The 24949-nt window shown below is 69.3% G+C and carries 21 protein-coding genes; 10 read left to right on the forward strand and 11 right to left on the reverse strand.

The window, feature by feature from the left end:
• Nucleotides 1–73: 73 nt before the first annotated feature.
• Nucleotides 74–2860 (forward strand): MMPL family transporter, encoded by a 2787-nt coding sequence (locus tag BQ2383_RS14265; RefSeq protein ID WP_091035349.1) that lies wholly within the window; start codon nt 74–76, stop codon nt 2858–2860.
• Entirely contained in the window at nt 2857–4830 is a 1974-nt protein-coding gene (locus tag BQ2383_RS19610) for a YhgE/Pip family protein (protein WP_091035350.1), read from the forward strand. The genes BQ2383_RS14265 and BQ2383_RS19610 overlap by 4 nt, the downstream gene beginning before the upstream one ends.
• A gap of 16 nt (nt 4831–4846) precedes the next feature.
• Here BQ2383_RS19610 and BQ2383_RS14275 read toward each other — a convergent pair whose 3' ends face one another.
• Together BQ2383_RS14275 and BQ2383_RS14280 are read right to left on the reverse strand one after the other, a co-directional pair.
• Complete coding sequence (locus BQ2383_RS14275) at nt 4847–6463, reverse strand: leucyl aminopeptidase family protein (RefSeq protein ID WP_432206343.1); 1617 nt, start codon at nt 6461–6463, stop codon at nt 4847–4849.
• A gap of 69 nt (nt 6464–6532) precedes the next feature.
• Complete coding sequence (locus BQ2383_RS14280; protein WP_091035353.1) at nt 6533–8194, reverse strand: AbgT family transporter; 1662 nt, start codon at nt 8192–8194, stop codon at nt 6533–6535.
• Between the two features lie 96 nt (nt 8195–8290).
• On the opposite strand from BQ2383_RS14280, the gene BQ2383_RS14285 reads away from it, so the two are divergent.
• Nucleotides 8291–9859 carry an SLC13 family permease gene (locus BQ2383_RS14285; protein ID WP_091035355.1) on the forward strand — a complete coding sequence of 523 codons (1569 nt, stop codon included), beginning with the start codon at nt 8291–8293 and terminating at the stop codon, nt 9857–9859.
• Between the two features lie 16 nt (nt 9860–9875).
• Here the strand turns inward: BQ2383_RS14285 and BQ2383_RS14290 are convergent, their stop codons facing one another.
• The 6 genes from BQ2383_RS14290 to BQ2383_RS14315 all read right to left on the reverse strand — a co-directional run bounded on the left by BQ2383_RS14290 (nt 9876) and on the right by BQ2383_RS14315 (nt 15400).
• On the reverse strand, nt 9876–10511 hold the full coding sequence (locus tag BQ2383_RS14290) for a response regulator (protein ID WP_091035358.1): 636 nt from the start codon (nt 10509–10511) through the stop codon (nt 9876–9878).
• Nucleotides 10512–10663: 152 nt separating this feature from the next.
• Nucleotides 10664–11638 (reverse strand): c-type cytochrome biogenesis protein CcsB, encoded by a 975-nt coding sequence (gene ccsB, locus BQ2383_RS14295; RefSeq protein ID WP_029263877.1) that lies wholly within the window; start codon nt 11636–11638, stop codon nt 10664–10666.
• 4 nt (nt 11639–11642) lie between these two features.
• Nucleotides 11643–13499: a cytochrome c biogenesis protein ResB gene (resB, locus tag BQ2383_RS14300; protein ID WP_091035361.1), complete on the reverse strand. Its 1857-nt coding sequence runs from the start codon at nt 13497–13499 to the stop codon at nt 11643–11645.
• On the reverse strand, nt 13480–14265 hold the full coding sequence (locus BQ2383_RS14305) for a cytochrome c biogenesis CcdA family protein (protein ID WP_167381629.1): 786 nt from the start codon (nt 14263–14265) through the stop codon (nt 13480–13482). The genes resB and BQ2383_RS14305 overlap by 20 nt, the downstream gene beginning before the upstream one ends.
• A 16-nt stretch (nt 14266–14281) precedes the next feature.
• Complete coding sequence (locus tag BQ2383_RS14310) at nt 14282–14932, reverse strand: TlpA family protein disulfide reductase (protein WP_091035364.1); 651 nt, start codon at nt 14930–14932, stop codon at nt 14282–14284.
• A 63-nt stretch (nt 14933–14995) separates the two neighbouring features.
• Nucleotides 14996–15400 (reverse strand): MerR family transcriptional regulator, encoded by a 405-nt coding sequence (locus BQ2383_RS14315; RefSeq protein WP_091035367.1) that lies wholly within the window; start codon nt 15398–15400, stop codon nt 14996–14998.
• A 55-nt stretch (nt 15401–15455) separates the two neighbouring features.
• On the opposite strand from BQ2383_RS14315, the gene BQ2383_RS14320 reads away from it, so the two are divergent.
• The gene (locus tag BQ2383_RS14320) at nt 15456–16349 is read left to right on the forward strand and encodes an NAD(P)/FAD-dependent oxidoreductase (RefSeq protein WP_091035369.1); all 894 of its coding nucleotides are present in this window, start codon (nt 15456–15458) and stop codon (nt 16347–16349) included.
• Between the two features lie 5 nt (nt 16350–16354).
• Here the strand turns inward: BQ2383_RS14320 and BQ2383_RS14325 are convergent, their stop codons facing one another.
• A complete protein-coding gene (locus BQ2383_RS14325) occupies nt 16355–16984 on the reverse strand; it encodes a histidine phosphatase family protein (protein WP_091035372.1) in 630 nt (209 codons plus the stop codon).
• A 1-nt stretch (nt 16985) separates the two neighbouring features.
• Entirely contained in the window at nt 16986–17384 is a 399-nt protein-coding gene (locus tag BQ2383_RS14330) for a DUF5684 domain-containing protein (protein ID WP_205828997.1), read from the reverse strand.
• A gap of 117 nt (nt 17385–17501) precedes the next feature.
• On the opposite strand from BQ2383_RS14330, the gene aspS reads away from it, so the two are divergent.
• Entirely contained in the window at nt 17502–19283 is a 1782-nt protein-coding gene (aspS, locus tag BQ2383_RS14335) for an aspartate--tRNA ligase (protein ID WP_091035375.1), read from the forward strand.
• Nucleotides 19284–19356: 73 nt separating this feature from the next.
• Here aspS and BQ2383_RS14340 read toward each other — a convergent pair whose 3' ends face one another.
• Nucleotides 19357–20139, reverse strand: coding sequence for a sulfite exporter TauE/SafE family protein (locus BQ2383_RS14340; RefSeq protein WP_167381647.1), 783 nt, complete (start codon nt 20137–20139; stop codon nt 19357–19359).
• Nucleotides 20140–20250: 111 nt separating this feature from the next.
• Between BQ2383_RS14340 and BQ2383_RS14345 the strand changes: the two genes are divergently transcribed.
• From BQ2383_RS14345 to BQ2383_RS14365, 5 genes are all read left to right on the forward strand, one after another.
• Nucleotides 20251–20766 carry a GNAT family N-acetyltransferase gene (locus tag BQ2383_RS14345; RefSeq protein WP_091035893.1) on the forward strand — a complete coding sequence of 172 codons (516 nt, stop codon included), beginning with the start codon at nt 20251–20253 and terminating at the stop codon, nt 20764–20766.
• Between the two features lie 221 nt (nt 20767–20987).
• Nucleotides 20988–22127 (forward strand): ABC transporter substrate-binding protein, encoded by a 1140-nt coding sequence (locus BQ2383_RS14350; RefSeq protein WP_091035381.1) that lies wholly within the window; start codon nt 20988–20990, stop codon nt 22125–22127.
• Nucleotides 22124–23062: an ABC transporter permease gene (locus tag BQ2383_RS14355; protein WP_091035896.1), complete on the forward strand. Its 939-nt coding sequence runs from the start codon at nt 22124–22126 to the stop codon at nt 23060–23062. The genes BQ2383_RS14350 and BQ2383_RS14355 overlap by 4 nt, the downstream gene beginning before the upstream one ends.
• The gene (locus BQ2383_RS14360) at nt 23059–23850 is read left to right on the forward strand and encodes an ABC transporter permease (protein WP_091035382.1); all 792 of its coding nucleotides are present in this window, start codon (nt 23059–23061) and stop codon (nt 23848–23850) included. Before BQ2383_RS14355 ends, BQ2383_RS14360 begins: the two co-directional genes overlap by 4 nt.
• On the forward strand, nt 23847–24938 hold the full coding sequence (locus tag BQ2383_RS14365) for an ABC transporter ATP-binding protein (RefSeq protein WP_091035385.1): 1092 nt from the start codon (nt 23847–23849) through the stop codon (nt 24936–24938). The genes BQ2383_RS14360 and BQ2383_RS14365 overlap by 4 nt, the downstream gene beginning before the upstream one ends.
• Nucleotides 24939–24949 lie beyond the last annotated feature (11 nt).

Consider the following 24949-nt stretch of genomic DNA (forward strand, 5'->3'; position numbering starts at 1 on the left):
TGCCGGTCAATTTACGATACATGTATGTATCGGATACACCTGTGTATCCAATCAGTACCCCTCGGAGGAACGCGTGTCCACACTCCTGTCCTCGCTCGGCCGCTGGTCCTTCCGGCACCCCTGGCGAGTCCTCGTGTCCTGGCTGCTCGCGCTCGGCATCGCCGGAGCCGGAGCACTCGTGCTGGGGGCGGGCACCGACAACACGTTCTCGATCCCCGGCACTGAATCACAGGCCGGCCTCGAGCAGCTCTCGCGCTCGTTCCCGCAGGTGAGCGGCACGAACGCGCAGTTCATCGTCGTGGCCGCCGACGGCGACGAGATCACTGCCGACGACTACCGCGACCACATCGAGGATGCCGTCGACGAACTCGGCGACCTCGACGGCGTGCTCGCCGCCACCTCGCCCTACGACGAGATGGTCGAGGGCATGATCAACGACGACGACACCGCCGCCATCGTGCGCGTGCAGTTCGACGGCGAGTCCACCGACGTCTCGGATGACACGAAGGATGCGCTGCGCTCCGTCGTGAGCGACCTCGACGCCGAGCTCCCCGATGGTGCGCAGACCTCGCTGGGCGGCGACCTCTTCGCGATCTCGATCCCCGGTGTCACGCTCACCGAGGCGGTCGGCCTCCTGATCGCGCTGCTCGTGTTGATCGTCACCTTCCGCTCCTTCGTCGTGGCCGGCCTGCCGCTGCTCACAGCGATCCTCGGTGTCGGCATCTCGATGGCGGGCATCTTCACAGCGACCGCGTTCGCCACCGTGTCGTCCACCACCCCGCTGCTCGCGCTCATGCTCGGGCTCGCGGTCGGCATCGACTACGCGCTGTTCATCATGGCGCGACATCAAGACCAGGTCCGTGAGGGCGTCGATCCCGAGGAGTCCGCCTCGCGCGCTGTCGGAACCGCCGGGTCGGCCGTCGTGTTCGCCGGCGTCACGGTGCTCATCGCGCTGATCGGCCTCGGCTTCGCCGGCATCCCGTTCCTGACGACCATGGGCATCGCGGCCTCCGTCTCGGTGGCGGTCGCCGTCGCGATCGCGGTCACCCTGACGCCGGCCTTCCTCGGCTTCATGAAGGGGAAGGTCGTCGGTCGCCCGAGGCGCGCCCCGAAGGCGAAGAAGAAGGCCGACAGTGACGATGCTCCCGCTGCTCCGGTGCGTGCGAAGGGCAGCGCGCGGTGGGTGAACGGCGTCACCAAGCGCCCGATCCTCGTCTCGCTCGCCGTCGTGATCGGCCTCGGCATCGTGGCCATCCCGGCACTCAGCCTCAACCTCGCACTTCCGAACGCCGGCGTGCTGCCGAAGGACTCGGAGGCGCGTCAGACCTACGACCTGGTGGCCGAGGAGTTCGGACCGGGCTTCAACGGCCCGATGATCCTCACCGGCACCATCGTCACCTCCACCGACCCGCTCACGCTGATGGAAGACCTCGGGGATGCCGTCGCCGAGGTTCCCGGCGTCAAGGAGGTCGCCCTCGCGACGCCGAACGAGACGGCGGACACCGGGATCGTGCAGATCGTCCCGGAGACCGCCCCGGACGACCCGGCGACCGCCGACCTCGTGCGCGAGCTGCGGAGCCACCACGACGAGTGGCTCGATGAGTTCGGGATCGACCTCAAGGTCACCGGCTTCACCGCCATCGGCATCGACATCTCCGACCAGCTCGGCAACGCGCTGCTGCCGTTCGGCATCTTCGTGATCGGGCTCTCGCTCATCCTGCTCACCATCGTCTTCCGCTCGCTGTGGGTGCCGATCACCGCAGCCGCCGGCTACCTGCTCTCGATCGTCGCCGCGTTCGGCGTGGTCGGCGCCGTGTTCGAGTGGGGCTGGTTCGCCGATCTGCTGCACGTCGCCAAGGTCGGCCCGATCATCAGCTTCATGCCGATCATCCTGATGGGCGTGCTGTTCGGGCTCGCGATGGACTACCAGGTGTTCCTCGTCTCGCGGATGCGCGAGGACTTCGTGCACGACCCCGACTCGAAGAGCCCTGATCGGGCCACGCGACGCGCTGCCGCGCTGCGCACCGTCCGCAGCGGCTTCACGGGATCGGCCAAGGTCGTCACCGCCGCAGGACTCATCATGTTCGCGGTCTTCGTGGCGTTCGTCCCCGAAGGCGACTCGTCGCTGAAACCCATCGCCCTGGGCCTCGCGGCCGGCATCGCGATCGACGCCTTCCTGGTGCGGATGACGCTGATCCCCGCCCTCATGGCGATCCTCGGCGAGCGCGCCTGGGAGCTGCCCGCGTGGTTGGAGAAGATCCTCCCCCGGGTCGACGTCGAGGGCGAGGCCGTGGAGCGCGAGCGTCACCTGGCCCAGTGGCCGGGAGACGGTTCGATCGTCGCGGCCGATGATCTCGACATCAGCGCCGATGCGCCGATCGTCGAGAACCTGTCGCTGCGCATCCCGGAAGGCGGGGCGCTCGTCGCGACCGGTGGCGACGTGCGCGCCCGACGCGCACTGGCGCTCACGATCGCGGGCCGGGTGACGCCCACCGACGGACGGCTCCGCGTCGCGGGCCATCTGCTGCCCGGACGCGGCGCCTGGGTGCGCGCACACGTCGGCTGCGTGCTGGTCGACGACGCCGACGCTGCCCTCGCGGACCTCGCCGAGGCACTGCGCGGAAAGTCGCAGATCGTCGTGATCGACGGGATCGATCGCCTGACCGGCGGCCAGCGCGACCAGGCGGCCGCGATGCTGCGAGATGCCGCAGCTTCCCGCACGCTCGCGGTGTTCGCCACCGCCTCCGATGCCGACGAGGCACGGACCACTCTCGCGGAGGCCGGTTGGCCCGCCGCCGAAACTCTCGACACGCGTGCTCCTCGCCGGAGCACCGCCGAATCCACCGAGGTGACCGCATGACCCTCCCCATCGAGCGCGCGCGCTCCCGCAAGCCGATCACGTGGCTGACCATCCTCGGCGTGCTGCTGCTTCCCGCAGCGGTCGGCGGCATCCTGGTCGCGGCCCTGCAGAACCCGACCGAGCGTCTGGACTCGATGACCGCGGCGATCGTCAACCTCGACGAGCCGGTCACCATCGACGACCAGGTCACCCCGCTCGGACGGCAGTTGGCCGCAGGTCTCGTCGAGGGCTCGGACGACCTCGACTCGAACCTGACCTGGGTGATCTCGAACGAAGAGGATGCGGCCGACGGTCTCGCCGACGGCTCGTACCAGGCGGTCATCACGATCCCGGAGGAGTTCTCCGCCGCGGCCACCTCGGCCGGTCAGGCGATCTCGGACGGCGGCGGTGAGGCTGAGCAGGCCACCATCACCGTGACCACTCCCGACGACGGCCTCGTCGCCGACGACCTCATCACCGGCCAGATCGCCGATGTCGCGGCCTCGACGATGGGCACCATGCTGTCCGAGGCGACGACCGAGAACATCCTGGTCGGCTTCACCACGATCGGCGACCAGATCGGCGAAGCCGCCGACGGGGCGCTGAAGCTCGCGAACGGTGCGCGGGATGCCGCGACCGGTGCTGCGGCGATCCCCGACGGCGCCACGAAGCTGGCATCGGGGGCGGGCGAGCTCGGGACGGGTGCGTCGTCGCTGGCCACGGGCCTCGACACGATCGCCGGGAAGACGCGGGAGGCTGCGGCGGGTGCTGCGCAGATCGGTTCGGGGCTGACCGGCGGCGGCAACCAGCTGCAGCAGAGCGTCGGTCAGACCCAGCAGCTCGTCGGGGCGATCCAGGGCGCCTCGACATCGGCGCAGAGCGCAGCGAGCGGATCGGCCGCGCTCGCGCAGAAGCTGGGCGGGCTGCAGAAGACCGCCTGCACGCCGCCGATCGCGGACCAGGACGAGTGCACCCTGTACACGTCGCTCGCGACCGACGCGGGCGCGGTCGCGACCTCGGCAGGAACCGCCTCCGGTGTGCTCAACAGCCCGAAGGTCGCCGGCGGAATCGCCGCCCTCCCCGGCTCGCTCAGTACGATCGCCTCGAGCATGACCCAGGCGGGCGCGGGAGCCACCCAGCTCTCCGGCGGACTCACCCAGCTCGCTGACCAGGGCATCGCCGCATCCGCCACCGGAGCACGCGGGATCGCGACCGGTGCGACCCAGCTCTCCACCGGCGCGACCGCACTGGCCGACGGCACGACCGAGCTGGCGACCGGGATCGACACCCTGGCGACCGGAACCGGTGACCTCGCGGGCGGGCTGCGCACGGCATCCGACTCGCTCCCCTCGTTCAGCGACAGCGATTCGAAGTCGCTCGCCTCGGTGATCGCCGACCCGGTGTCGTCGAACTCCTCGATGGACACGATCTTCGGACCGACCGCGATCCCACTGCTCGCCGCCGTCGTGCTGTGGTTCGGCGGACTCGCCACCTTCGTGGTGATGCGCGCCCACACCGCCCGCACTCTCACGTCCCGTCGCTCGTCCGCCGCGCTGACGCTGCGCGCCTTCGCTCCGGCCGCCCTGATCGGCGCGGGCCAGGGGCTGCTGGTGTCACTGATCGTGCAGATCGTGGCGAGTTACGACGCGGCCGCGTGGTGGGCGTTCGCGGGAACAGCGGTGCTCGCCGGCGTGGCGTTCGCAGCCGTGAACCAGGCCCTCGTGGCCCTGTTCGGTGGCGTCGGGCGCTGGATCTCCGCCCTCGTCGGAGTGCTCGCCGTCGCGACAGGTCTCATCTCGACCGTGCCAGGGTGGCTCTCCAGCATCGGTGCCGCGCTGCCTACCGCTCCGGCGTTCGCCGGCTTGATCGCGGGAAGCGGCTCGGCCGTCGCTGCCCTGGTCGTCTGGGGCGTGCTGTCCCTGGTGGCGACCACGCTCGCGGTCACCCTCCGCCGAACGACCTCGGCCAAGGCGGTCCTCGCCACGGCCTGATCCGCTCCCTGCCCCCTCACCCCTGCCAAAACGGAGACCATCCACTGCCGGCCCGGCGCGTCACATCATGACACGCCGGGCCGACCGCATTCGGTCTCCGTTTTCGCCGCGCCAGCGAAGCCGAGGAGGTCAGGATACCGGCGGGAACGTCCGGGCCGCCTCCAGCAGCAGCCGCGCCCCGAAACCGGTGGCTCCGGCCGTGCGCCAGGAGTCGTCCTTCTCGGTCTGCATCGTGCCGGCGATGTCGAGGTGCGCCCAGGGAGTGTCGCCGACGAAGTGCTCCAGGAACAGCGCCGCCGTCGTCGCCCCCGCGAACGGACCGCCGAGGTTCGCGATGTCGGCGATCTCGGAGTCGAGCTGTTTGCGGTACTTGCTCCAGAGGCAGCTGCCACACCGACTCGTCGACAACCTCGGAGGCCGCGCGCACCAGGTCGACCGTCGCCTGGTCGTTGCCGAAGACCGGAGCGGTCGCGGCGCCGAGCGACACCAGCGCGGCACCGGTCAGCGTCGCGATGTCGATGATCGCATCCACCTCGTCTTCGGTCGCGAGCACGAGCGCATCGCTCATCACCAGGCGCCCCTCGGCGTCGGTGTTCTTCACCTCGATCGTGGTGCCGCCGCGGGCGGTGAGCACGTCGCCGAGCTTGTACGCCGTGCCCGAAGGCATGTTGTCGGTGCACATCAGCCACCCCGAGACCTGGGCGCCGACCCCGGCGTCGCGAAGCCCGACGAAGGCGCCGAGCACGGCGGCCGCGCCGCCCATGTCCATCTTCATGAGCAGGTGCATGGGGTCGCTGGGCTTGAGGCTGATGCCTCCGGAGTCGTACATGATGCCTTTGCCGACGAGGCCCAGATGCCCCGCACCACCACCGTCCGGGGCGTAGACGAGCTTGATCATGCGCGGCTCCTCCACCGAGCCCTGGTTCACACCGAGCAGCCCGCCGCAGCCGAGATCGATGAGCGACTGCTTGTCGAAGAGCTCGACCTCGAACCCGAAGCGGGCGCCGAGCTCGACGGCGATCTCGCCCATGTTGACCGCGGTCAGATGCCCGGGAGGCGTGTTCGCCAGATCACGGGCGACGACGGCGGCACGCACGCCGGTGAGAGCAGCGGCGATGGGCTCGGCCGTCCCTCCGGGGACGTCGATCGTGAACGACACGAGCGGGACGTGCTTCGACGACCCGTTCAGCACCGTGTAGCGGTAGCGGGCGAGCAGAGCCCCTTCGGCGAGCGCACGCACGGCATCCGCGGCATCCACTCCCGCGAGGTCGTCCATCCGCAAGCCCAGATTCTCCCGCCGCGATGCGGCCCTGGCGAGAGTCGCGGCGGCGTCACGCAGGCCGCCGGCCCCGGCATCCGCCCTCGCCCCCAGTCCGACGGCGACGAGGTCGGGTTCCCCGGCGCGCGGAAGCACGATCGAGGTACCCGGCTTCGCGGTGAAGCCGGCGTTCTCGAGTGCGTCGCGATCGAACCCGAGGTCTGCGGGCACCTCACCGTCGGAATACACCCCGATCCCGATCGCCTCGACATCGGCGGCGATCTCACCCACCCGGATCCGGGCCGCATCGACGGCATCCAGCCCCGGGGTGGTCTTCAGATCGGCGGGGATCAGCTTGTTCGGCCTGCGGTCCATGAGTCTGCTCCTTGTTCTGCGATGCGGCGTCGAGATCCGTCCCTGCACCCTGCCGGGACGGGAGACGGGTCAGCCGACCATGTCGACCGGTGAGCCGGGGCCCCAGGGGATACCGAGGAGGAACCAGACCACGTACAGCGCCGTCCACGACAGCAGCATCCACACGGCGTACGGGATCATCAGCGCGATGATCGTGCCGATGCCGGCCTCCTTCTTGTAGCGCTGTGCGACGGTCACCATGAACGGCAGGTAGACCATGAGCGGGGTCAGCACGTTCACCGGCGAGTCGCCGACGCGGTACGCGGCGAGCAGCGTCTGCGGTGCCACATCGAGCGACGCGAAGATCGGGATGAAGACCGGGGCGAAGATCACCCACTTCGGAACCAGGCCGGGAAGGATGAAGTCGAGGATCACGATCACGACGATGAACGCGAGCAGCAGCACGATCGCAGGCACGTTCGCCTGCTCCAGCAGTTCGGCGGCCGAGATGGCGGCGACGGTGGGGAGATTGCTCCAGTTGAACAGGGCGATGAACTGGGCGATCATCAGGAACATCACGAGCAGGCCACCCAGGCTCCCGAACGTCTTCGCGATCGCACCGACCGCGGCCGAGCCACCGCGCAGTGTCTTCGCGCCCGCCCCGTATGCGAGGCCGCACACGAGGAACGCGAGCGAGATGATGAAGACCAGACTGGCCATGAACGGCGTGGTGCCGATGATGTCGCCCGTCTCCGGGTCGCGCAGCGGCGCGCCGGGCGGCAGGGTGAGCGCGAGGATCACGGCGACGAAGCCCAGCAGCGCCCAGAACGAGAACTTCAGCCCGCGGGCTTCGGCGTCGTGGTCGACGCTCTCGGCCTCGTCCGCGATCGTCATGTCTTTGCGGTCGTACTTTCCGAGCCGTTTCTCGGTGACGAGGACGGTCACGAGCAGCGCCACCGCCGTGAGCAGGAACGTCGACACGATCCCGAAGTAGAAGTTCTGCGTCACCTCGATCGGCTGCATCCCGGCGCTGGTGAGCACCTCGTTCGTGATCTCGGTGAGCATGCTGTCGCTCGGTGTGATGAGGAGGTTCGCGCCGAACGCCGCCCCGACGCCGGCGAACGCCCCGGCGAGACCTGCGAGCGGATGCCGCCCCACGGTGAAGAACGCGGCGGCGGCCAAGGGAACCAGGATCAGGTAGCCGGCATCCGTCGCCACCGAGGAGAGCACACCGACGAAGATCAGGATGAACGCGAGCCAGCGTCGCGGCGCGACCTTGACCACGCGGCGGATCATCGCGCCCATGAGTCCGGCGTGCTCGGCCACGCCGACACCCGCCATCGCGATCAGCACCACCGCGACGACGCCGAAGCCGGCGAAGTTGTCGACGAAAGACGAGAAGAAGAAGCGGATGCCGTCGATGGACAGCAGGTTGCGTACCTCGAAGGTCTGCTCCTCGATCGTGTAGTCGGGGATTTCCGCGGGCATTCCGGTCGTGGTGTCGTAGATCTCCCAGTTGCCGCCGAACTGCTCGTTGACCTGGGAGAACTCGTCCTTCGGGACCGGGATCACGACGTCGTCCGTGACCGACACCCCCACCCAGGACAGGATGGCGGAGAGCACCGCGATCAGACCGATCAGGTAGACGAACATGATCGTCGGGTCCGGCACCTTGTTGCCGACCTTCTCGATCCAGTTCAGGAATCCCTTGCTCTCGGCATCCGAGGCACTCACCGACTTCTCCGCAGCCATAGTCCCCATGATCGTGTCGAGCGAGAAGCTCCTGCAAGCACACCCCCTAGAACTAGGGGGGTCGCCGCGATCCGGAGCGCGCCCTATCGTGGGGCCGTGGACCCGATCGTCGCGACCCTCGTCATCCTGCTGTGCGCGGTGATCGCCTTCGTCTCCAACCGCATCCCCCTCGGTGTCGTGGCCGTCGGCGTCTCGGTGGCCCTCTACCTGACCGGGGTGCTCGATCTGGGGTCGGCTCTCGCCGGGTTCGGCGACCCGACGGTGCTCTTCATCGCGTCCCTGTTCGTCGTCAGCGAGGCACTGGAATCGACCGGCATCATCGCGTGGGCGGGGCAGGAGGTGGTCGCCCGCTCCGGCACCGGCCGTCGGCGGCTGCTGCTCACGATCGGGCTGCTGACCGCCGCGATGACGGCCGTGATCAGCGTGAACGGCTCGGTCGCCTCGCTCCTGCCGCTCGTCGTCGTGGTCGCCGCGCGCGCGGGGATCCGCCCCTCGCAGATGCTGATGCCGCTCGCCTTCTCGGCCCATGCCGGGTCGATGCTCACCCTCACCGGCACTCCGGTGAACATCATCGTGTCCGAGGTCGCCACCGACAACGGCGCCCGACCGTTCGGCTTCTTCGAGTTCGCGCTCGCGGGGCTCCCGCTGCTCGTCGGCACGCTCGCGATCATCCTGCTCCTGGGCAACCGGCTGCTGCCGGAGCGCACGCCGGCCTCCGCACCGATCGACCTCGAGCGCCTCGCATCCCTGCTGCGCGCCGACTATGCGCTCTCGCCCGACCGGGCACTGGTGTCCGCCTCGCGCGGAGTCGCCGAGGTCGTCGTGCCGCCGCGCTCCAGCCTGATCGGCCTGCACGTGTTCCCCGGCATGTGCACACCGTCGGGCGACCTCGTCGTGCTCGGTGTGCGGCGCGGGCAGGAGGCGCTGGACGAGTCCGGCACCGATCTGCAGGCCGGCGATGCCCTGCTCCTCGACGGCTCCTGGGACGACCTCCAGCGTCACACGTCCAGGCGCGATGAGGTCCTGGTGGTCGACGCGCCACTCACCCTCCGCCGCTCCGTGCCGCTCGGCGCGGGCGCGAAGCGGACGGCGGTGATCCTGCTCGCGATGATCGTGCTGCTCGCGACGGGGATCGTGCCGGCCGCGATCGCGGGGCTGCTCGCCGCGGGGGCGCTGATCCTCACCCGTGTCGTCTCGATCACCCAGGCCTACCGCGCGATCTCCTGGACGACGGTCATCCTCGTAGCGGGAATGATCCCGCTCTCGACGGCTTTCCAGGAGACCGGTGCCGCGCAGCTGATCGCCGACGGGCTGCGCTCGTTCCTCGGCGACGCGGGTCCGCACGCGGCCGTGGCGGTGATCGTGCTGATCACGCTGGTGCTCGGGCAGCTCATCAGCAACACCGCGACCGTGCTCATCGTGGCTCCGGTCGCCGTCGCTCTGGCCACCGCGATGGAGGCGTCGATGCTGCCGTTCCTGATGGCTCTCACGATCGCCGGAGCGGCCGCGTTCCTCACCCCCGTCGCAACGCCGGCGAATCTCATGGTCATGGAGCCCGGCGGCTATCGCTTCGGCGACTATGCGCGCTTCGGCTGGCCGCTGACGATCTTGTTCTTCGTGGTCGCGGTGTTCTACGTGCCGCTGATCTGGCCGTTCACGGGCTGAGCGCGTCCGGGCTCCCTCACAGGTTCTGCAGGACCAGACCGTCTTCCACGGCCCGGCGGAACAGGTCGACCTTGGTCGGTGCCGCCCGATCGACGGCCGCGTACTTCGCCCGGATGCGTCGGATGTGATCGAGCACGGTCTCGCGCGACAGGAAAAGTGTCCGTGCGACGCGCTCGGCCGTCTCCCCCGAGGCGTAGAGCGACAGCACCTCGGACTCGCGGCGGCTGAGGTGCGCCGCGACGAACTGGTGATCCGAGTCGAGGGCGGCCGCCCACTCCGCCGTGGCGAGGATGTGGCCCTGCGCCGCACGGCGGACCGACGAGGTGATGACCTCGAGCGAGTCGGACTTGTTGATCATGCCCACGGCCCCCGCCCGCGCGGCCTCGCGGAGATGATGCGGCTGATCACCTGCGGTGTAGGCGACGACGCTCGCGCCGAGGGGTTCGAGGGTGCGCAGGTTCTCGGCCGGAGTGGAACCGTCGGACAGCGCGAGATCCAGCAGGATCACGTCGAGTCGTCGGGCGCGGCTCACCAGCTCATCGGCCGTCGCACCGCTCGCCGCCACTCGGATGCCGTCGCTGCTGTTGAGGATCGTGGCCATGCCGAACAGCATCGCGGGATGTTCTTCGACGATTCCGACGAGTACGGGCATGTGGGCTCCTGCCTCCGGCGCGCTCCCCTGCGATGAGCATACAACCGCGTATTCGCGGTTTCGGCGGCATGTGTCCGCGCGCGTCGGACGCACGAGACCCGTCCGCGCGGATCGTGCCGCGGACGGGCCTCAGGTGTGCCAGTCGGCGAGACTCAGCTCAGGCCGGAGTAGGCGTGCAGGCCCTTGAAGAAGACGTTCACGATCGTGAAGTTGAAGATCACGGCCGAGAAGCCGACGATCGCGAGCCACGCCGAAGGGTTGCCGCGCCAGCCGCGCGTCGCACGCGCGTGGATGTACCCCGCGTAGATGACCCAGATCACGAAGGTCCAGGTCTCCTTGACGTCGAAGCCCCAGAACCGGCTCCAGGCGTAGTACGCCCAGATGGATCCGGCGATCAGCGTGAAGGTCCAGAGGATGAACCCGATGATCGTGAACATGTACGCCAGGCTCTCCAGCCGCACCGACGTCGGGAAGGTGCGGAGGAACCCGGGGCCCGTCTTCGCGGCGCCCTCTGCGACGAGACGCTCACGACGCGACTGCATGAGCTGGATCACCGAGAGGGCGAAGGCGAGTGCGAAGAACGCCGTGGCGAGCGAGGCGACGAACACGTGGATGACGAGCCACACGCTCTTGAGCGGGTCCATCAGCGGCGAGACGTCGACGTAGAAGTTCGTCGCTCCGAGGCCGAGCAGCACCACGACGAGACCGGTGATGAAGGTGCCGAGGAAGCGCAGGTCGAGGCGCGTGAGGACGACGAGGAAGACGGCCACGATGAGCAGCGTGCCCATCATCGCGAACTCGTAGAGGTTCGCCCAGGGCACGCGGCCTGCGGCGATACCGCGGGTGACCGCCGCCGCGAGGTGGAAGACGAACCCGAGCACCGTCAGCGAGGTGCCGATCCGTGCCATCACGAAGCGCTGCGGCGGCACCTCTGCACCAGGTGCGCCCGTGGCGGTGACGGCGGTTCCCCCACCGGCGCCGACGAGCGCCGGCTCGCGAACGGTCTGCGCGTCGGCCGTCGCCTGCGAGCGCCGTGCGAGATCGAAGGCGTAGGCCACGAAGGCCGCCGCGTAGATCGCGATCGCCGTCCACAGCAGGACCGGCGAGATCACGTTGAGCTCGAGCATGGTGTCAGTCTACTTTCCGGGTGTCGGGAGCCGGGGCGTCCGGCGCTGCGGACTCCTCCGCGGTGTCGTCGGCGGCGGCATCCGTCTCGGTGCGCACAGCGGTACCGCCCGCCGCGTCGAGGAGTCGGGCGTGACCGGCGACGAGGTCGTCCACGGCGGCGGCGAGGGTGGGGTCCTCACCGCGGGCGAGCGCGGCGTACTCCAGCGCGATCTCCCCGTCGTGCGCGGTGGCCTTGACCCACACACGTCGACGCGGCACGAACAGCGCGATCATGAGCCCGCCGAGCGCCAGCAGCGCGAAGCCGAGCACCCACACGCCGGACTCGTCACGGTGGATCTGCAGCGACGCGAACCTCTTCACCGATTCCGAGGAATCCGTCGCCCCGGCCGGGGACTCGTCATCGAACGTGACCGAGCCGAGGCCGTTCGGCAACTGGGCCGTCTGTCCGGGGACGAGCTCGATCGACTCGACGTCGGTGCTGCGGCCGGTGAGCTTGGTCATGCCGGTGGTGTCGAGCACGTAGACCGAACGCGGCACGCCCTCGTTGATGCCGAGGTCACCGGTGTACACGTCGAGCGTGAGGGTCGGGTTGGTGAGGTCGCCGTAGGCGGAGAAGAAGGCTCCGCTCTCGAGCACACCGGTGGTCGGGTAGAAGAACCCCACGAGCCCGATCTGCTCGGCCAGGCCGTCCGGAACCTTCAGCACACCGAGCGAGGTCATGTTGGTGTCCTGCGGGAGGAACGGCGTGCTGTTGGTGAAGACCACGTTGCCGTCCGGGTCGCGCACGGTCACGGTCGGCGCGTAGCCGTTGCCGAGCAGGAACACGTCGTCGTCGGCGACGCCGAGCGGCTCGTTGACCTTGACGGCTCCCGTGCGCTCCTCGCCGTTCTCCTGCACCGTGACGTTGGCCGAGAAGTCGCCCGCCTGTCCCGAGCCCGGCTCGCCGAAGGGCTGATAGGTCACGTCGAACGAGTCGAGGCGCATCGAGTACGGCGAGAAGGCGTCGTCGCCGACGAAGCGGCCGCGGTTCATCGAGTCGTAGTCGAGCAGGGTGTTCGCGAATGTCTCGCCCTCGACGAGCACGCGCTGGCCCGTGTAGGAGAAGCCGCCGCCGAGACCGACGGTGACCAGCACGCCCACGAGTGCGAGGTGGAAGAGCAGGTTGCCGGTCTCGCGCCAGTACCCGCGCTCGGCGGAGACCGAGAACGTGCGGCCACGGTCGTAGCGCTCGACCCGGTAGCCGAGAGCCTTGAGCTGCTTGGTGGCGACGTCGATCGACGCGGCGGCCTCAGCCTCGGCATCGCCGGTCTTCGTTCCCGAGTCGGCAGCGGGATCGCGCGTGACGGCACGGTAGTCCTCGAGCCGCTGCAGTCGTGCGGGAGTGCGCGGCGGACGGGCACGCAGCGCCTTGGCGTGGTGCTTGATACGCGGGATCACGCAGCCGACGAGCGAGGCGAACAACAGCAGGTAGATCGCCGAGAACCACGGCGACAGGTACACGTCGAACATCTTGAGTCCGTCGAGCACCGGGAAGAGATCGGGGTTGTCGCGCTCCCACTGCGTGACGCCGTTCGGGTCGGCCATCCGCTGCGGGAAGATCGAGCCGGGGATAGCCGCGATCGCGAGAACGAGCAGCAGCACCAGCGCGGTGCGCATCGACGTCAGCTGACGCCAGCCCCAGCGCAGCCAGCCGACGAAGCCGAGACGCGGCTGGGTGATCGAGTCGTCGCCGTCGACGTGGTCGGACGGGCGGAGCGGATCGCTGGAGTCGCTGTTCACGGCACCCTTGTTCTTGGTCGTGTTCTTCTCGGGGCGGTTCTTCTCGGAACGGTCAGAACGGTCAGAGCGGGAGGATGACACTGCCCATCACCGCCGTCAGTCGAGACATGATGTCGGTCCACAGGCCGGTGACCATCAGGATGCCGAGCAGGATCAGCAGCACCCCTCCGATGACGTTGACCAGGCGGATGTGGCGGCGGAGGAAGCCGATTGCCTTCGTCGCCCAGCCGAAGCCGAGCGCGACGAGCAGGAACGGGATGCCGAGGCCGAGCGAGTAGGCGAGCCCGAGGAACCCCGCGCGCACCGGGTCGCCGGCGTTGAACGACAGCGCGAAGATCGCCGTGAGCGTCGGGCCCAGGCACGGCGCCCAACCGATGCCGAGCGCGATGCCCAGCAGCGGAGCGCCGATGATGCCGGCCTTCGAGTCGACGTGGAAGCGGAGCTCGCGCTGGGCGAAGCCGAACAGGCCGAGGAAGACCAGCCCCATGGCGATGATCACGACGCCGAGGACCCGGGTGATGATCTCGCCCCACTGCAGCAGGAAGACGCTCGCGACGCCCCCGAGGGCGGTGATCGAGACGAAGACCAAACTGAAGCCGAAGATGAAGAGCAGCACGCCGAGGACGAGCCGGCCGCGAGTCGCGGTCTCGGTCGTCTGCGTCGTGGCGCGCCCTTCGCCGCCGCCGGAAGCGACCTGGCGGGGTGCCACGGCACCGCCGAGGAAGCCGAGGTAGCCGGGAACGAGCGGCAGCACGCACGGAGACAGGAACGAGACGAGTCCCGCCAACATCGCGACCGGGATCGCGATCCAGAGGGCCCCGGAGCCGATGATCGCTTCGGGGTTCACAACGCTCCCGGGCAGCTCACGAGTCCTCCGCGAGCGCGTCCTTGACGAGCGTCGAGAGGATCGAGGGGCCGTCGATCGGTCCGATGATGCGCGCGGCGACACGCCCCTGCTTGTCGAGCACGAGCGTGGTCGGCGTCGCGGCGATCGGCGTGACCTTCGCGAACGCGAGCTTGGCCTCGGCGGTGTCGACGTCGATCAGACTGGGGTATGTGATGTCGTGCTCCTCGGCGAAACCGACGGCAGTGTCGGCCTGGTCGCGGGTGTTGATACCGACGAACGAGACGTCTTCGCCTGAGAAGTCCTGCCACACGGCTTCGAGGTCGGCGGCTTCGAGCCGGCACGGCGCGCACCCGGCATACCAGAAGTTGACGACGGTGACGTCGCCGGCGATGTCAGCGCTGTCGAACTTCTCGCCGGTCTCGGTGACCCCACCGAACTCCACGGGTTCGTCGCGCTCGGCGACGGGGATCTCGACGATCGCGCCGTCGGCGGCGACGTAGCCGGTGTTCTCGCCGCTCAGGAAGGATTGGCTGACCGGATCGGGAGCGCAGGCGCTCAGACCGATGGCGAGCACCGCAGCGAGCGCGGCACCGACCGCACGGCGTGAACGCCGGGTGCGGGAGGAGCGGCCGCTGCGGATCTGACGGACCGTCGAATCGCGTGGCACGACTCCGAGTTTACGCAGAGGATCCTATGCACGAGGTGGATGCGGAAGGGCCTGAGACCCCGGTCAGAATCGCGCCAGAACGTCGTCGACGCCGGCCCGGAACCGCGGACAGGTCGCGATGTCATGAGCCCGGCATCCCATCGCGTGTTCGGTCATCTCGCGTGACCGGCGCATCTCCTCCATGCGCCGGTCGAGGTCGTCCAGATGCTGCTGCAGCACCTGGTGTCGACCTGCGCTGCCGTCGTCGAGCAGCACAGCGATCTGGTCGAGCGTCATCCCGGCGGCCTTGCTGCGCTGGATCACGGCGATGCGCACGACCTCGTCCTCTCCGTAGCGGCGTCGTCCGGCAGAGTCGCGCGGCGGCTGCAGGAGACCCACCGACTCCCAGTGCCGCAGCACGTTGGTGGGCAGCTCGAAACGGGCAGCGACATCGCCGACGGACCACGGATGCTCAGCGCTTGACTTCATGTTGACATGAAGTCACAGACTGACGGAGAACGCAACATCCACCGGAAGGACCACCATGTACGACGCCATCGTGATCGGCGCAGGACCGGCAGGACTGCAGGCCGCTCTGACCCTCGGACGCATGCACCGCTCGACACTGCTCCTCGATTCGGGCGAATACCGCAACGGCACCGTCCTGCACATGCACAACATGATCGGCGAAGATGGAGCACCCCCGGCGGAGCTCCGCGCCACCGCCCGTGCCGAGCTCGCCGCCTACGCCGACGTGGAGATCCGTGACACCGGTGCGACCGGCATCTCCGGAAGCGAGGGGGCATTCCAGGTCGCCCTCGCCGACGGCTCCACGGTCGACGGGCGTCGCGTGATCCTCGCCACGGGCGTCGCGGACGATCTGCCCGACATCCCCGGACTGCAGGACCTGTGGGGCACCCTCGCGTTCAGCTGTCCGTTCTGCGACGGACACGAGCACGCGGACAGGCCGATCGGCATCCTCGGCGCCGCCCCTCGGGCCGAGCATCTCATCGGGCTTCTCGGTCGCATCGTCGGCGAGATCACCGTCTACCCCGTCGGTGAGGCCTTCTCCGACGAAGACGTGCGGACGCTGGAGGCGAAGGGCGTGCGGGCGAGCAGCACCCCGGTCACCTCGGTCGAGAAGGACGCCGACGGTGCGCGTATCCGCACGGCCGACGACGAGGGCGTGGTGGCCGGCATCTTCGTGGCCGCGGGGTCGATCCGCCAGCGGGCGCCGTTCGCCGCGGATCTCGAACTGGCGATGCTCGAGTCCGGCTCGATCGAGATCGACGAGTTCGGCCGCACCTCGACCCCGGGCGTCTTCGCCGCCGGCGACCTCGCCCACCGCGCCAGCCTCCCGGGCCCGATGGCGTCGGTGCTGCTGGCGGCAGCCGCCGGTCAGCTCGCGGCGGTCGGCATCATCCAGTCACTCGCGTGAGCGGGTCAGACCGCGCCGACGTCGACGGCGGAGCCCGTCGCGGCGGGCTCCGCGTACGCCACCTCGCGCCAGACGTCACCCACACGCTCGAACGAGGTGACGCTCGACAGCGCGCAGCGACGGGTGCGCGGGTCGTGCCGCAACGGCAGACCCGCGACCCGGAGGTGCGTGATCCAGATCGGCGCCTGGTGCGAGACCATCACGAGGTCCCCCTCCGGCGCCGCATCCCAGGCCTCGTCCATCACGCTGAGCATCCGCTCCGCGATGGAGGTGTACGGCTCGCCCCAGCTCGGCACCGAAGGCTGGCGCAGGTGCCACCAGTTCATCGGGTTCATCAGGGAGCGACGCATCTGCGTGCCCTCGAACACGTTGGCTGGCTCGATCAGGCGGATGTCGATCTCGGGCACGAGGTCGAACCGCTCGGCGAACGGTTCCGCCGACTCCTGCGCCCGCTCGAGCGGCGAGGCGTACAGGGCGACGACGGGGCGATCGAGCGATCCCACGTGATCGGCCGCGGCCGCCGCCATCCCCCGGCCGGCCTTGCTCAGGTGATAGTCGGGAAGCCGCCCGTAGAGCACGCGAGCAGGGTTGTGCACCTCACCGTGTCGGACGAGGTGCAGACGAGACGCCGTCATGTCACGCCTTGCGGTAGCGGGAGTCGCCGAAGCCGAGGATGAAGTATCCGATGAACGAGAACACGAAGAGCAGGAAGAACGAGAAGACCCCGCCCTTGCCGAAGCGTGCGCCGACCTTGACGGCGACGACGATCGCGAGCACCACGTTGGCGATCGGCACCAGATAGAGCAGCACCCACCAGCCCGACATCCCGGCGATCCGCAGCAGGAAGATCGCGTTGACGATCGGGATGAGGGCGAGGATGCCGGGGTATCCGGCCTTGGTGAACACCTTCCACCACGCGACGGCCAGGAGGATGTAGAAGATCAGCGCCACCACGCCGGAGGTTCCGGAGAAGATCTGGCTGACGAAGTCGGGGACGACCGGGACGTCGGCCGCGGGGACGAGGGCGAGATTCATGGGGGCACCTTCCGTTCACAGACACCCTACTGATCGATCGCCCACCCCGCCGGGAGGAGTCGCGCACCCCCGTAGAATGGCCGGGTTCCCCATTTCCCAGATCAGAAGGAATACTCCGTGCTTCGCACCCACTCGGCAGGCTCTCTGCGAGCCGAGCACATCGGTCAGACCGTCACCCTCTCGGGTTGGGTCGACCGCCGTCGTGACCACGGAGGAGTCGCTTTCATCGATCTGCGGGATGCCTCGGGCATCGCCCAGGTCGTCATCCGCGACGAGGAGATCGCCCACCCGCTGCGCAACGAGTTCGTCCTGAAGGTGACCGGCGAGGTGTCGCGACGCCCCGAGGGCAACGCGAACCCGAACCTGCCGACCGGCGAGATCGAGCTCATCGCGACCGACGTCGAGGTGCTCAACGAGTCCGCGCCGCTCCCCTTCCAGGTCTCCACGGCTGTCGCCGACACCGAGACCGTCGGCGAGGAAGCCCGCCTCAAGTACCGCTACCTCGACCTGCGTCGTCCTGCCCAGGCAGCGAACCTGCGCCTGCGCTCGAACGTCTACAAGGCGATCCGCGACGTGCTGCACGCCGAGGACTTCACCGAGGTCGAGACGCCGACTCTCACGCGCTCGACCCCGGAGGGCGCCCGCGACTTCCTGGTACCGGCACGTCTGAGCCCGGGCAGCTGGTACGCCCTGCCGCAGTCGCCGCAGCTGTTCAAGCAGCTGCTGATGGTCGGCGGCGTCGAGAAGTACTTCCAGATCGCGCGCTGCTACCGCGACGAGGACTTCCGCGCCGACCGCCAGCCCGAGTTCACCCAGCTCGACATCGAGATGAGCTTCGTCGACCAGGAAGACGTCATCACGCTGATGGAGTCGCTCATCGTCGCGATGTGGCAGACGATCGGTGTCGAGGTCGCGACCCCGCTCCCCCGCATCACGTACGCCGACGCCATGGCCAAGTACGGCTCCGACAAGCCCGACCTGCGCTTCGGCCTCGAGCTCGTCGAGGCGACCGAGTACTTCCAGGACACGCCGTTCCGCGTGTTCCAGGCGGAGTACGTCGGTGCCGTGCGCATGCCCGGTGGCGCGAGCCAGCCGCGCAAGCAGCTCGACGCCTGGCAGGACTGGGCCAAGCAGCGCGGCGCCCGTGGTCTCGCCTACGTGCTGTTCAACGAGGACGGCTCGCTCGGCGGCCCGGCCGCGAAGAACCTGTCCGAGGCCGAGCAGGCCGGACTCGCCGCCTTCGTGGGCGCTGAGCCGGGCGACTGCGTGTTCTTCGCCGCCGGTTCGACCAAGGAGAGCCGCGCACTGCTCGGCGCCGCGCGCGTCGAGATCGGTCGCCGCCTCGGCTACCTGAACCCGGACGAGTTCGCGTTCACCTGGGTCGTCGACGCTCCGATGTTCGAGCCGGCCGCCGACGCCGTGGCCTCGGGCGATGTGGCCGTGGGTGCAGGCGCCTGGACTGCCGTGCACCACGCGTTCACCGGTCCGAAGCCCGAATTCCAGGACACGTTCGACACCGACCCCGGCTCGGCCCTCGCCTACGCGTACGACATCGTGTGCAACGGCTCCGAGCTCGGCGGCGGCTCGATCCGCATCCACCGCGAAGACGTGCAGAAGCGCGTTTTCGAGGTCATGGGCATCAGCGACGAGCAGGCCGACGAGCAGTTCGGCTTCCTGCTCGACGCGTTCAAGTTCGGGGCCCCGCCGCATGGCGGGATCGCGCTCGGCATGGACCGCGTGCTGCAGCACCTGTCGAAGACCGAGTCGATCCGTGAGGTCATCGCGTTCCCGAAGTCCGGCAACGGCTTCGACCCGCTGACGTCCGCTCCCGCGCCCATCACCGACGCGCAGCGCGCCGAGGCCGGCGTCGACTTCGAGCCCGAGGACGACGAGGCCTGATCCCGTCGCAGACTCGCGCCCGGGTCGCACGCATTCTTCGGAATCGTGCGACCCGGGCGCTTTTCTGCGACGTTCAGCCGAGGAGAGCGAACGCGGGGACGATGTTCTCGTTCCACACGTCGACGCCGAGCTTCGCGATCAGGGCGACCACGACGACGAGGAACACGACGCGGATGAAGGTCGTCCCCCGCGAGATCGCCATCCGCGACCCCAGGTAGCTGCCCGCGACGTTCGCCACCGCGAGGATGCCGCCCAGCAGCCACAGCACCGCCCCGTGCGGGATGAACAGCATCAGCGCGCCCGCGTTCGTCGCGAGGTTCACGATCTTCGCCTTCGCGCTCGCCTGCAGGAAGTCGTAACCGAGCAGCGCGACGAGCGTGATGACGAGGAAGGTGCCGGTGCCCGGGCCGATCATCCCGTCGTAGAACCCGATGCCGAGCCCGGCGGCACCCGCCATGATGTGGTGCTTGTGCCCGTGGAACCGCAGCTTCGTCGCCGCGCCCATCTGCGGCCGGAACGCGGTGAACAGAGCGACGACCAGCAGGGCGATCACGATGATGGGCTTGAACGCGGCAGGCGGCAGCACGGTCGCGACGGCCGCGCCCCCGAACGAGCCGATGAACGCGATCGCCGCCATCGGCAACGCCGTGCGGATGTCGGGTTTGGCGCGGCGGTAGTAGGTGACACTGCTGGTCGCGGTGCCGAAGACGGAGGCGAGCTTGTTCGTCGCGAGTGCCTGCACGGGCGAGATGCCGGGGATCAGCAGCAGCGCCGGCAGCTGCAGCAGGCCTCCCCCGCCGACGACCGCATCGATCCACCCGGCGCAGAACGCGGCGATGACGACGAGGAGGAGCATCCCCCAGGTGAGCTGCTCCAGTCCGAGCACGGCGCCGATATCCACTCGGCCATGATTCCAGAGAGTCGGCCGCGCGCCGGCATCCGCTCCGCCCGCTGGCAGACTGGTCGCATGCTCGACGCTCTCCCGCTGCCCCATTCGTTCGGCTCGCGCATCGGGACGGCGGTGCTCCGCCGCGCGGTGGTCGACGACGCGGATGCCGTGATCGCGCTACTCGCGGACGACCCGATCAGCGCGGCGCGGGGCGATGTGGCATCCGACGAGGATCGCCCTGTCTACGCGCAGGCGCTCACCGAGATCCTGGCCGAGCCCTCGAACGACCTGCTCGTCGTCGAGCTCGACGGTGCGGTCGTCGGCACGCTGCAGCTCACCTCGATCCCCGGGATGTCACGCCGCGGCGCGCGGCGGCTGCTGGTCGAGGCGGTACGCGTGCACAGCGGTCTGCGGTCGTCGGGCATCGGATCCGCGGTGATGCGCTGGGTGGGTGAGGCGGCGGCCCCCGCTGTCGGCGCGTCGATGGTGCAGCTCACCTCGGATGCCGCCCGCACCGACGCCCACCGCTTCTACGAGCGTCTCGGCTACGTGGGCTCGCACCGCGGCTTCAAGTACAACGTCCCGCAGGCCTGACCCGCGCGCTTCCGTCGGCCGATCGCAGCGTCCTCGGCCTGATTCTCGGATTCTGGCCGAGCGCAGCGCGGAAGGCCGAGCGAACCGCACCCCGCACCCGTCCCGCCACCACCGCGACACGCGCCGTTCACCCGACCCGGGACGGTCGGCAACCTGCGCCTCATAGTGTCCTCTCGCAACCCGAAACCGGCGCACCCTCGCCGGACACCGAGAGGACACTCATGGCTCGCTTCATCCGCCGCGCGCGCATCGGCGCCGGCATCGCCCTGGCCACCACGGCCGCACTCGCGCTGACCTCCTGCGCGTCCGCCACCGACGCACCGGCGTCGAGCAGCGAGACGGTCGATGCCGCCGCGGCCACGTCCGTGGAGGACTTCGGTACTTTCGCCGAACTCGAGGCCGCTGCCAAGGAGGAGGGTTCGCTCAACGTCATCGCCCTTCCCCGCGACTGGGCGAACTACGGCGAGATCCTCGACCTGTTCGCCGAGAAGTACCCCGAGATCACGATCAACGAAGCCTCGCCCGACGTCTCCAGCGCCGAAGAGATCCAGGCCGCCGAGACCAACAAGGGCCTCGACACCGCGCCCGACGTGTTCGACCTCGGTCTGACCGTCGCGCTGCAGAGCACCGACACGTTCGCTCCCTACAAGGTGCAGACGTGGGACGAGATCCCCGACGAGCTCAAGGAGCCGACCGGCCTCTTCGTCGGCGACTACGGCGGATACATGTCGATCGGCTACGACTCGTCGAAGTTCGATGCGCCCTCCGAGCTCGCCGACCTGCTGTCGGCCGGCTACAAGGGCTCCGTCGCGATCAACGGTGACCCGACCCAGGCCGGCGCCGCGTTCGCCGCCGTGGGCCTCGCGACCGTGCAGTCCGACGGAACGCTCGACGACTTCCAGCCCGGCATCGACTTCTTCTCGGAGATGCAGAAGGCCGGCAACCTGCTCAAGGTCGATGTCACGACGGCGACCATCGCGAGCGGCGAGACCCCGGTCGTCTTCGACTGGGACTACCTGAACGCCTCGCACACGGCCGACAACGACGACTGGAAGGTCGTCGTGCTCGACGGCACCGGCTACGCCGGCTACTACAACCAGGCCATCAACGTCGACGCCCCGAACCCGGCGGCGGCACGCCTGTGGCAGGAGTTCCTCTACAGCGACGAGGTGCAGAACCTGTGGCTGAAGGGTGGAGCGCGCCCCGTGCGTATGGAGGCCATGACCGAGGCCGGAACCATCGATGCCGACCTCGCGGCGGCGCTCCCCGACGCTCCGGACGAGACCGTCGTCCCGACCGAGGAGCAGTCGACGAACGCCGGCACGCTGCTCGGCGAGAAGTGGGCCGCGGCCGTCCAGTGACGACCCTCTCCCTACCGGGGGTGGATGCTGCGGCATCCGCCCCCGCCACCCCCGCCGGGTCTTCGCCACACGCGAAGGCCCGGCGGTCCGGCCCGTCCCCGGCCTGGCTCGGGCTCGTCCCGTTCGCGGCCTACGTGGTGCTCTTCCTCGCCGTGCCGACGGTCCTCGCGATCGGGTCGGGCTTCTTCGACGACGACGGCGCCTTCACCTGGACCAACGTCGCGGCCCTCGCCGACCCGGTCGTGCTGAACACCTTCGCGAACTCCGCCTGGCTCTCCCTGCTCACGGCCGTCGTCGGCGCGGTCGTCGGCGCGCTCGTCTGCTATGCCCTCCTCGGCGTTAACCCCGACGGGGCGATGCGGCAGTCGGTGGATGCCGCAGCCGGCGTGCTCGCGCAGTTCGGCGGGGTCATGCTGGCGTTCGCCTTCATCGCCACGATCGGCATCCAGGGCGTCGTCACCCTGTTCCTCCAGGACGCGTTCGGCATCGACATCTTCGCGAACGGCGCCTGGTTGTACGAGCTGCCCGGGCTGATCCTGCCCTACATCTACTTCCAGATCCCGCTCATGGTCATCACCTTCATGCCCGCCCTCGCCGCGCTCAAGCCGCAGTGGGCCGAGGCCAACCTCACGCTCGGCGGTAGCCGCTCCAGCTTCTGGCTGCGCATCGGCTTCCCCGTGCTCGCCCCCTCGTTCCTCGCCAGCCTGCTGCTGCTGTTCGCCAACGCCTTCTCCTCTTATGCGACGGCCGCCGCTCTCGCGAGCCAGGGTTCGCAGATCGTGCCGCTGCAGATCCGCACCGCGCTCACGAGCGAGACGCTGCTCGGGCGGGAGAACCTCGCCGGCGCCCTCGCACTCGGCATGATCGTCGTGGTGGCGGTAGTGATGTCCCTGTACTCGCTCATCCAGCGCCGCGCGGCACGGTGGCAGTCGTGAATCGCCTCGGCCCCTCCCGCGTGACCCGCTGGGTCATCGGCATCCTCGTCGGTGCGTTCTTCGCGATCCCCCTCGCCTCGACCTTCCTGTTCACGCTCCGCGGGAAGGAAGGACCGACTCTCGAGCACTGGGCCGCCCTCTTCGATCCGGCCGCCTCCGCCGCCATCAAGCCGATCTGGACGGGCCTGGGCAACTCGCTCGTGCTCGCGGTCGTGACGGTCGCGATCGTGCTGCTCCTGCTCGCGCCGACCATGATCCTGGTCAACCTGCGCTTCCCGAAGCTCAAGCCCGCGTTCGAGTTCGCGGCACTGCTGCCCATCTCGATCCCCGCGATCGTGCTCGTCGTCGGGCTCGCGCCCCTCTACCTGCAGATCGGACGCACGCTGGGCACGGGCACCTGGACCCTCGCTTTCGCGTACGGCATCACCGTGCTCCCGTATGCCTCCCGATCGATCCAGGCCTCGATCGATGCGGCCGACCTGCGCACCCTCTCGGAGGCGGCGCGCTCTCTGGGCGCGAGCTGGCCGACCGTGATCCTGAAGGTGCTGGCGCCGAACCTCCGGCAGGGACTCCTGGCGGCGTCGCTGATCTCGATCGCGGTCGTGCTGGGCGAGTTCACGATCGCCTCGCTCCTGAACCGCCCGGTGTTCCAGACCGCCATGGTCGTCGTGCAGAAGCAGGATCCTTTCGCGCCGGCGATCTTCACCCTGCTGGCGCTGGCGTTCGTCTTCTTCCTGCTCCTCCTCATCGGCCGCGTCGCGCGCGGCACCCGAAAGGCCCGCTCATGACCCTCGACCAGGCGCTGCCGCGCACCAAGGACAACCTGCTGCTGGCGAGGGCCGGCGAGGGCACCCGCGTCGAGCTGCAGGGCATCGTGAAGAGCTATGCGGGCACACGCGTGTTGCACGGGGTGGACCTCGACATCGCACCCGGGGAGTTCGTCTCGCTGCTCGGCCCCTCGGGATGCGGCAAGACCACGCTGCTCCGCGTGCTCGCCGGGCTCGAGGGCGCCGACGAGGGTGCGGTGCTGCTCGGGGGCGGCGACGTGTCGCGCGTGCCGACGAACAGGCGCGACATCGGCATGGTCTTCCAGTCGTACTCGCTGTTCCCCCATCTGCGGGTGGTCGACAACACGGCTTTCGGTCTGCGGCGGCGCGGCATCGGCAGGCAGGAGGCGCAGAAGCGCGCGCTCGATGCCCTCGCGCTGGTCGGTCTGGCGGACTTCGCCGACCGCTTTCCGCACCAGCTCTCCGGCGGGCAGCAGCAGCGGGTCGCGCTCGCGCGGGCTCTCGTCACCGAGCCCAAGGTGCTTCTGCTCGACGAGCCACTGTCGGCACTGGACGCCAAGGTGCGCGTGCAGCTGCGCGATGAGATCCGCCGCATCCAACTGCGCCTCGGCATCACGACGGTCTTCGTCACGCACGACCAGGAGGAGGCGCTGGCCGTCTCCGACCGGATCGCCGTGATGAATGCGGGGCGGATCGAGCAGATCGGCTCCCCCGAGCAGTTGTACACGACCCCTTCGACGGCGGGGGTCGCGGCCTTCGTGGGGCTTTCCAGCGTCGTCTCGGGTGTTGCCGAGGGCGATCATGTGCTGGTCTGGGGGCAGCACCTCCCCCTGCGGTCACCGGCCGACGGTCCGGTCGATGTGTACCTCCGACCCGAGAACGTCTACTTCGCGTCGGAGGCGGATGCCGCCACCGATGCCCTGGTCGAGGAGAGCACCTTCCTCGGCAGCATACGCCGCACGCTCGTCCGCACCGAGTCGGGCGAGCTCGTCCGGGTGCAGCATGCCCCCGGCATCCATCCCTCGTTCGGCGACCGGGTGCGCATCGCCGTCGCCCCGGAGCCGGTCGCGGTGCACCCGCGCGGGTGAAGCCGCCCTTC

This window comes from Microbacterium oxydans, assembly GCF_900095745.1.
GTDB classification, from domain to species: domain Bacteria; phylum Actinomycetota; class Actinomycetes; order Actinomycetales; family Microbacteriaceae; genus Microbacterium; species Microbacterium oxydans_B.

What these genes read in the sequence shown, in the direction of transcription:
- BQ2383_RS14275 (WP_432206343.1), bottom strand. Translation starts at nt 6,463, where the DNA reads ATGGACCGCAGGCCGAACAAGCTGATCCCCGCCGATCTGAAGACCACC.
- BQ2383_RS14345 (WP_091035893.1), top strand. Translation starts at nt 20,251, where the DNA reads ATGCTCGACGCTCTCCCGCTGCCCCATTCGTTCGGCTCGCGCATCGGG.
- BQ2383_RS14325 (WP_091035372.1), bottom strand. Translation starts at nt 16,984, where the DNA reads ATGACGGCGTCTCGTCTGCACCTCGTCCGACACGGTGAGGTGCACAAC.
- BQ2383_RS14330 (WP_205828997.1), bottom strand. Translation starts at nt 17,384, where the DNA reads ATGAATCTCGCCCTCGTCCCCGCGGCCGACGTCCCGGTCGTCCCCGAC.
- ccsB (WP_029263877.1), bottom strand. Translation starts at nt 11,638, where the DNA reads ATGCTCGAGCTCAACGTGATCTCGCCGGTCCTGCTGTGGACGGCGATC.
- BQ2383_RS14315 (WP_091035367.1), bottom strand. Translation starts at nt 15,400, where the DNA reads ATGAAGTCAAGCGCTGAGCATCCGTGGTCCGTCGGCGATGTCGCTGCC.
- BQ2383_RS14290 (WP_091035358.1), bottom strand. Translation starts at nt 10,511, where the DNA reads ATGCCCGTACTCGTCGGAATCGTCGAAGAACATCCCGCGATGCTGTTC.
- BQ2383_RS19610 (WP_091035350.1), top strand. Translation starts at nt 2,857, where the DNA reads ATGACCCTCCCCATCGAGCGCGCGCGCTCCCGCAAGCCGATCACGTGG.
- BQ2383_RS14280 (WP_091035353.1), bottom strand. Translation starts at nt 8,194, where the DNA reads ATGGCTGCGGAGAAGTCGGTGAGTGCCTCGGATGCCGAGAGCAAGGGA.
- BQ2383_RS14340 (WP_167381647.1), bottom strand. Translation starts at nt 20,139, where the DNA reads ATGCTCCTCCTCGTCGTCATCGCCGCGTTCTGCGCCGGGTGGATCGAT.
- BQ2383_RS14350 (WP_091035381.1), top strand. Translation starts at nt 20,988, where the DNA reads ATGGCTCGCTTCATCCGCCGCGCGCGCATCGGCGCCGGCATCGCCCTG.
- BQ2383_RS14320 (WP_091035369.1), top strand. Translation starts at nt 15,456, where the DNA reads ATGTACGACGCCATCGTGATCGGCGCAGGACCGGCAGGACTGCAGGCC.
- BQ2383_RS14365 (WP_091035385.1), top strand. Translation starts at nt 23,847, where the DNA reads ATGACCCTCGACCAGGCGCTGCCGCGCACCAAGGACAACCTGCTGCTG.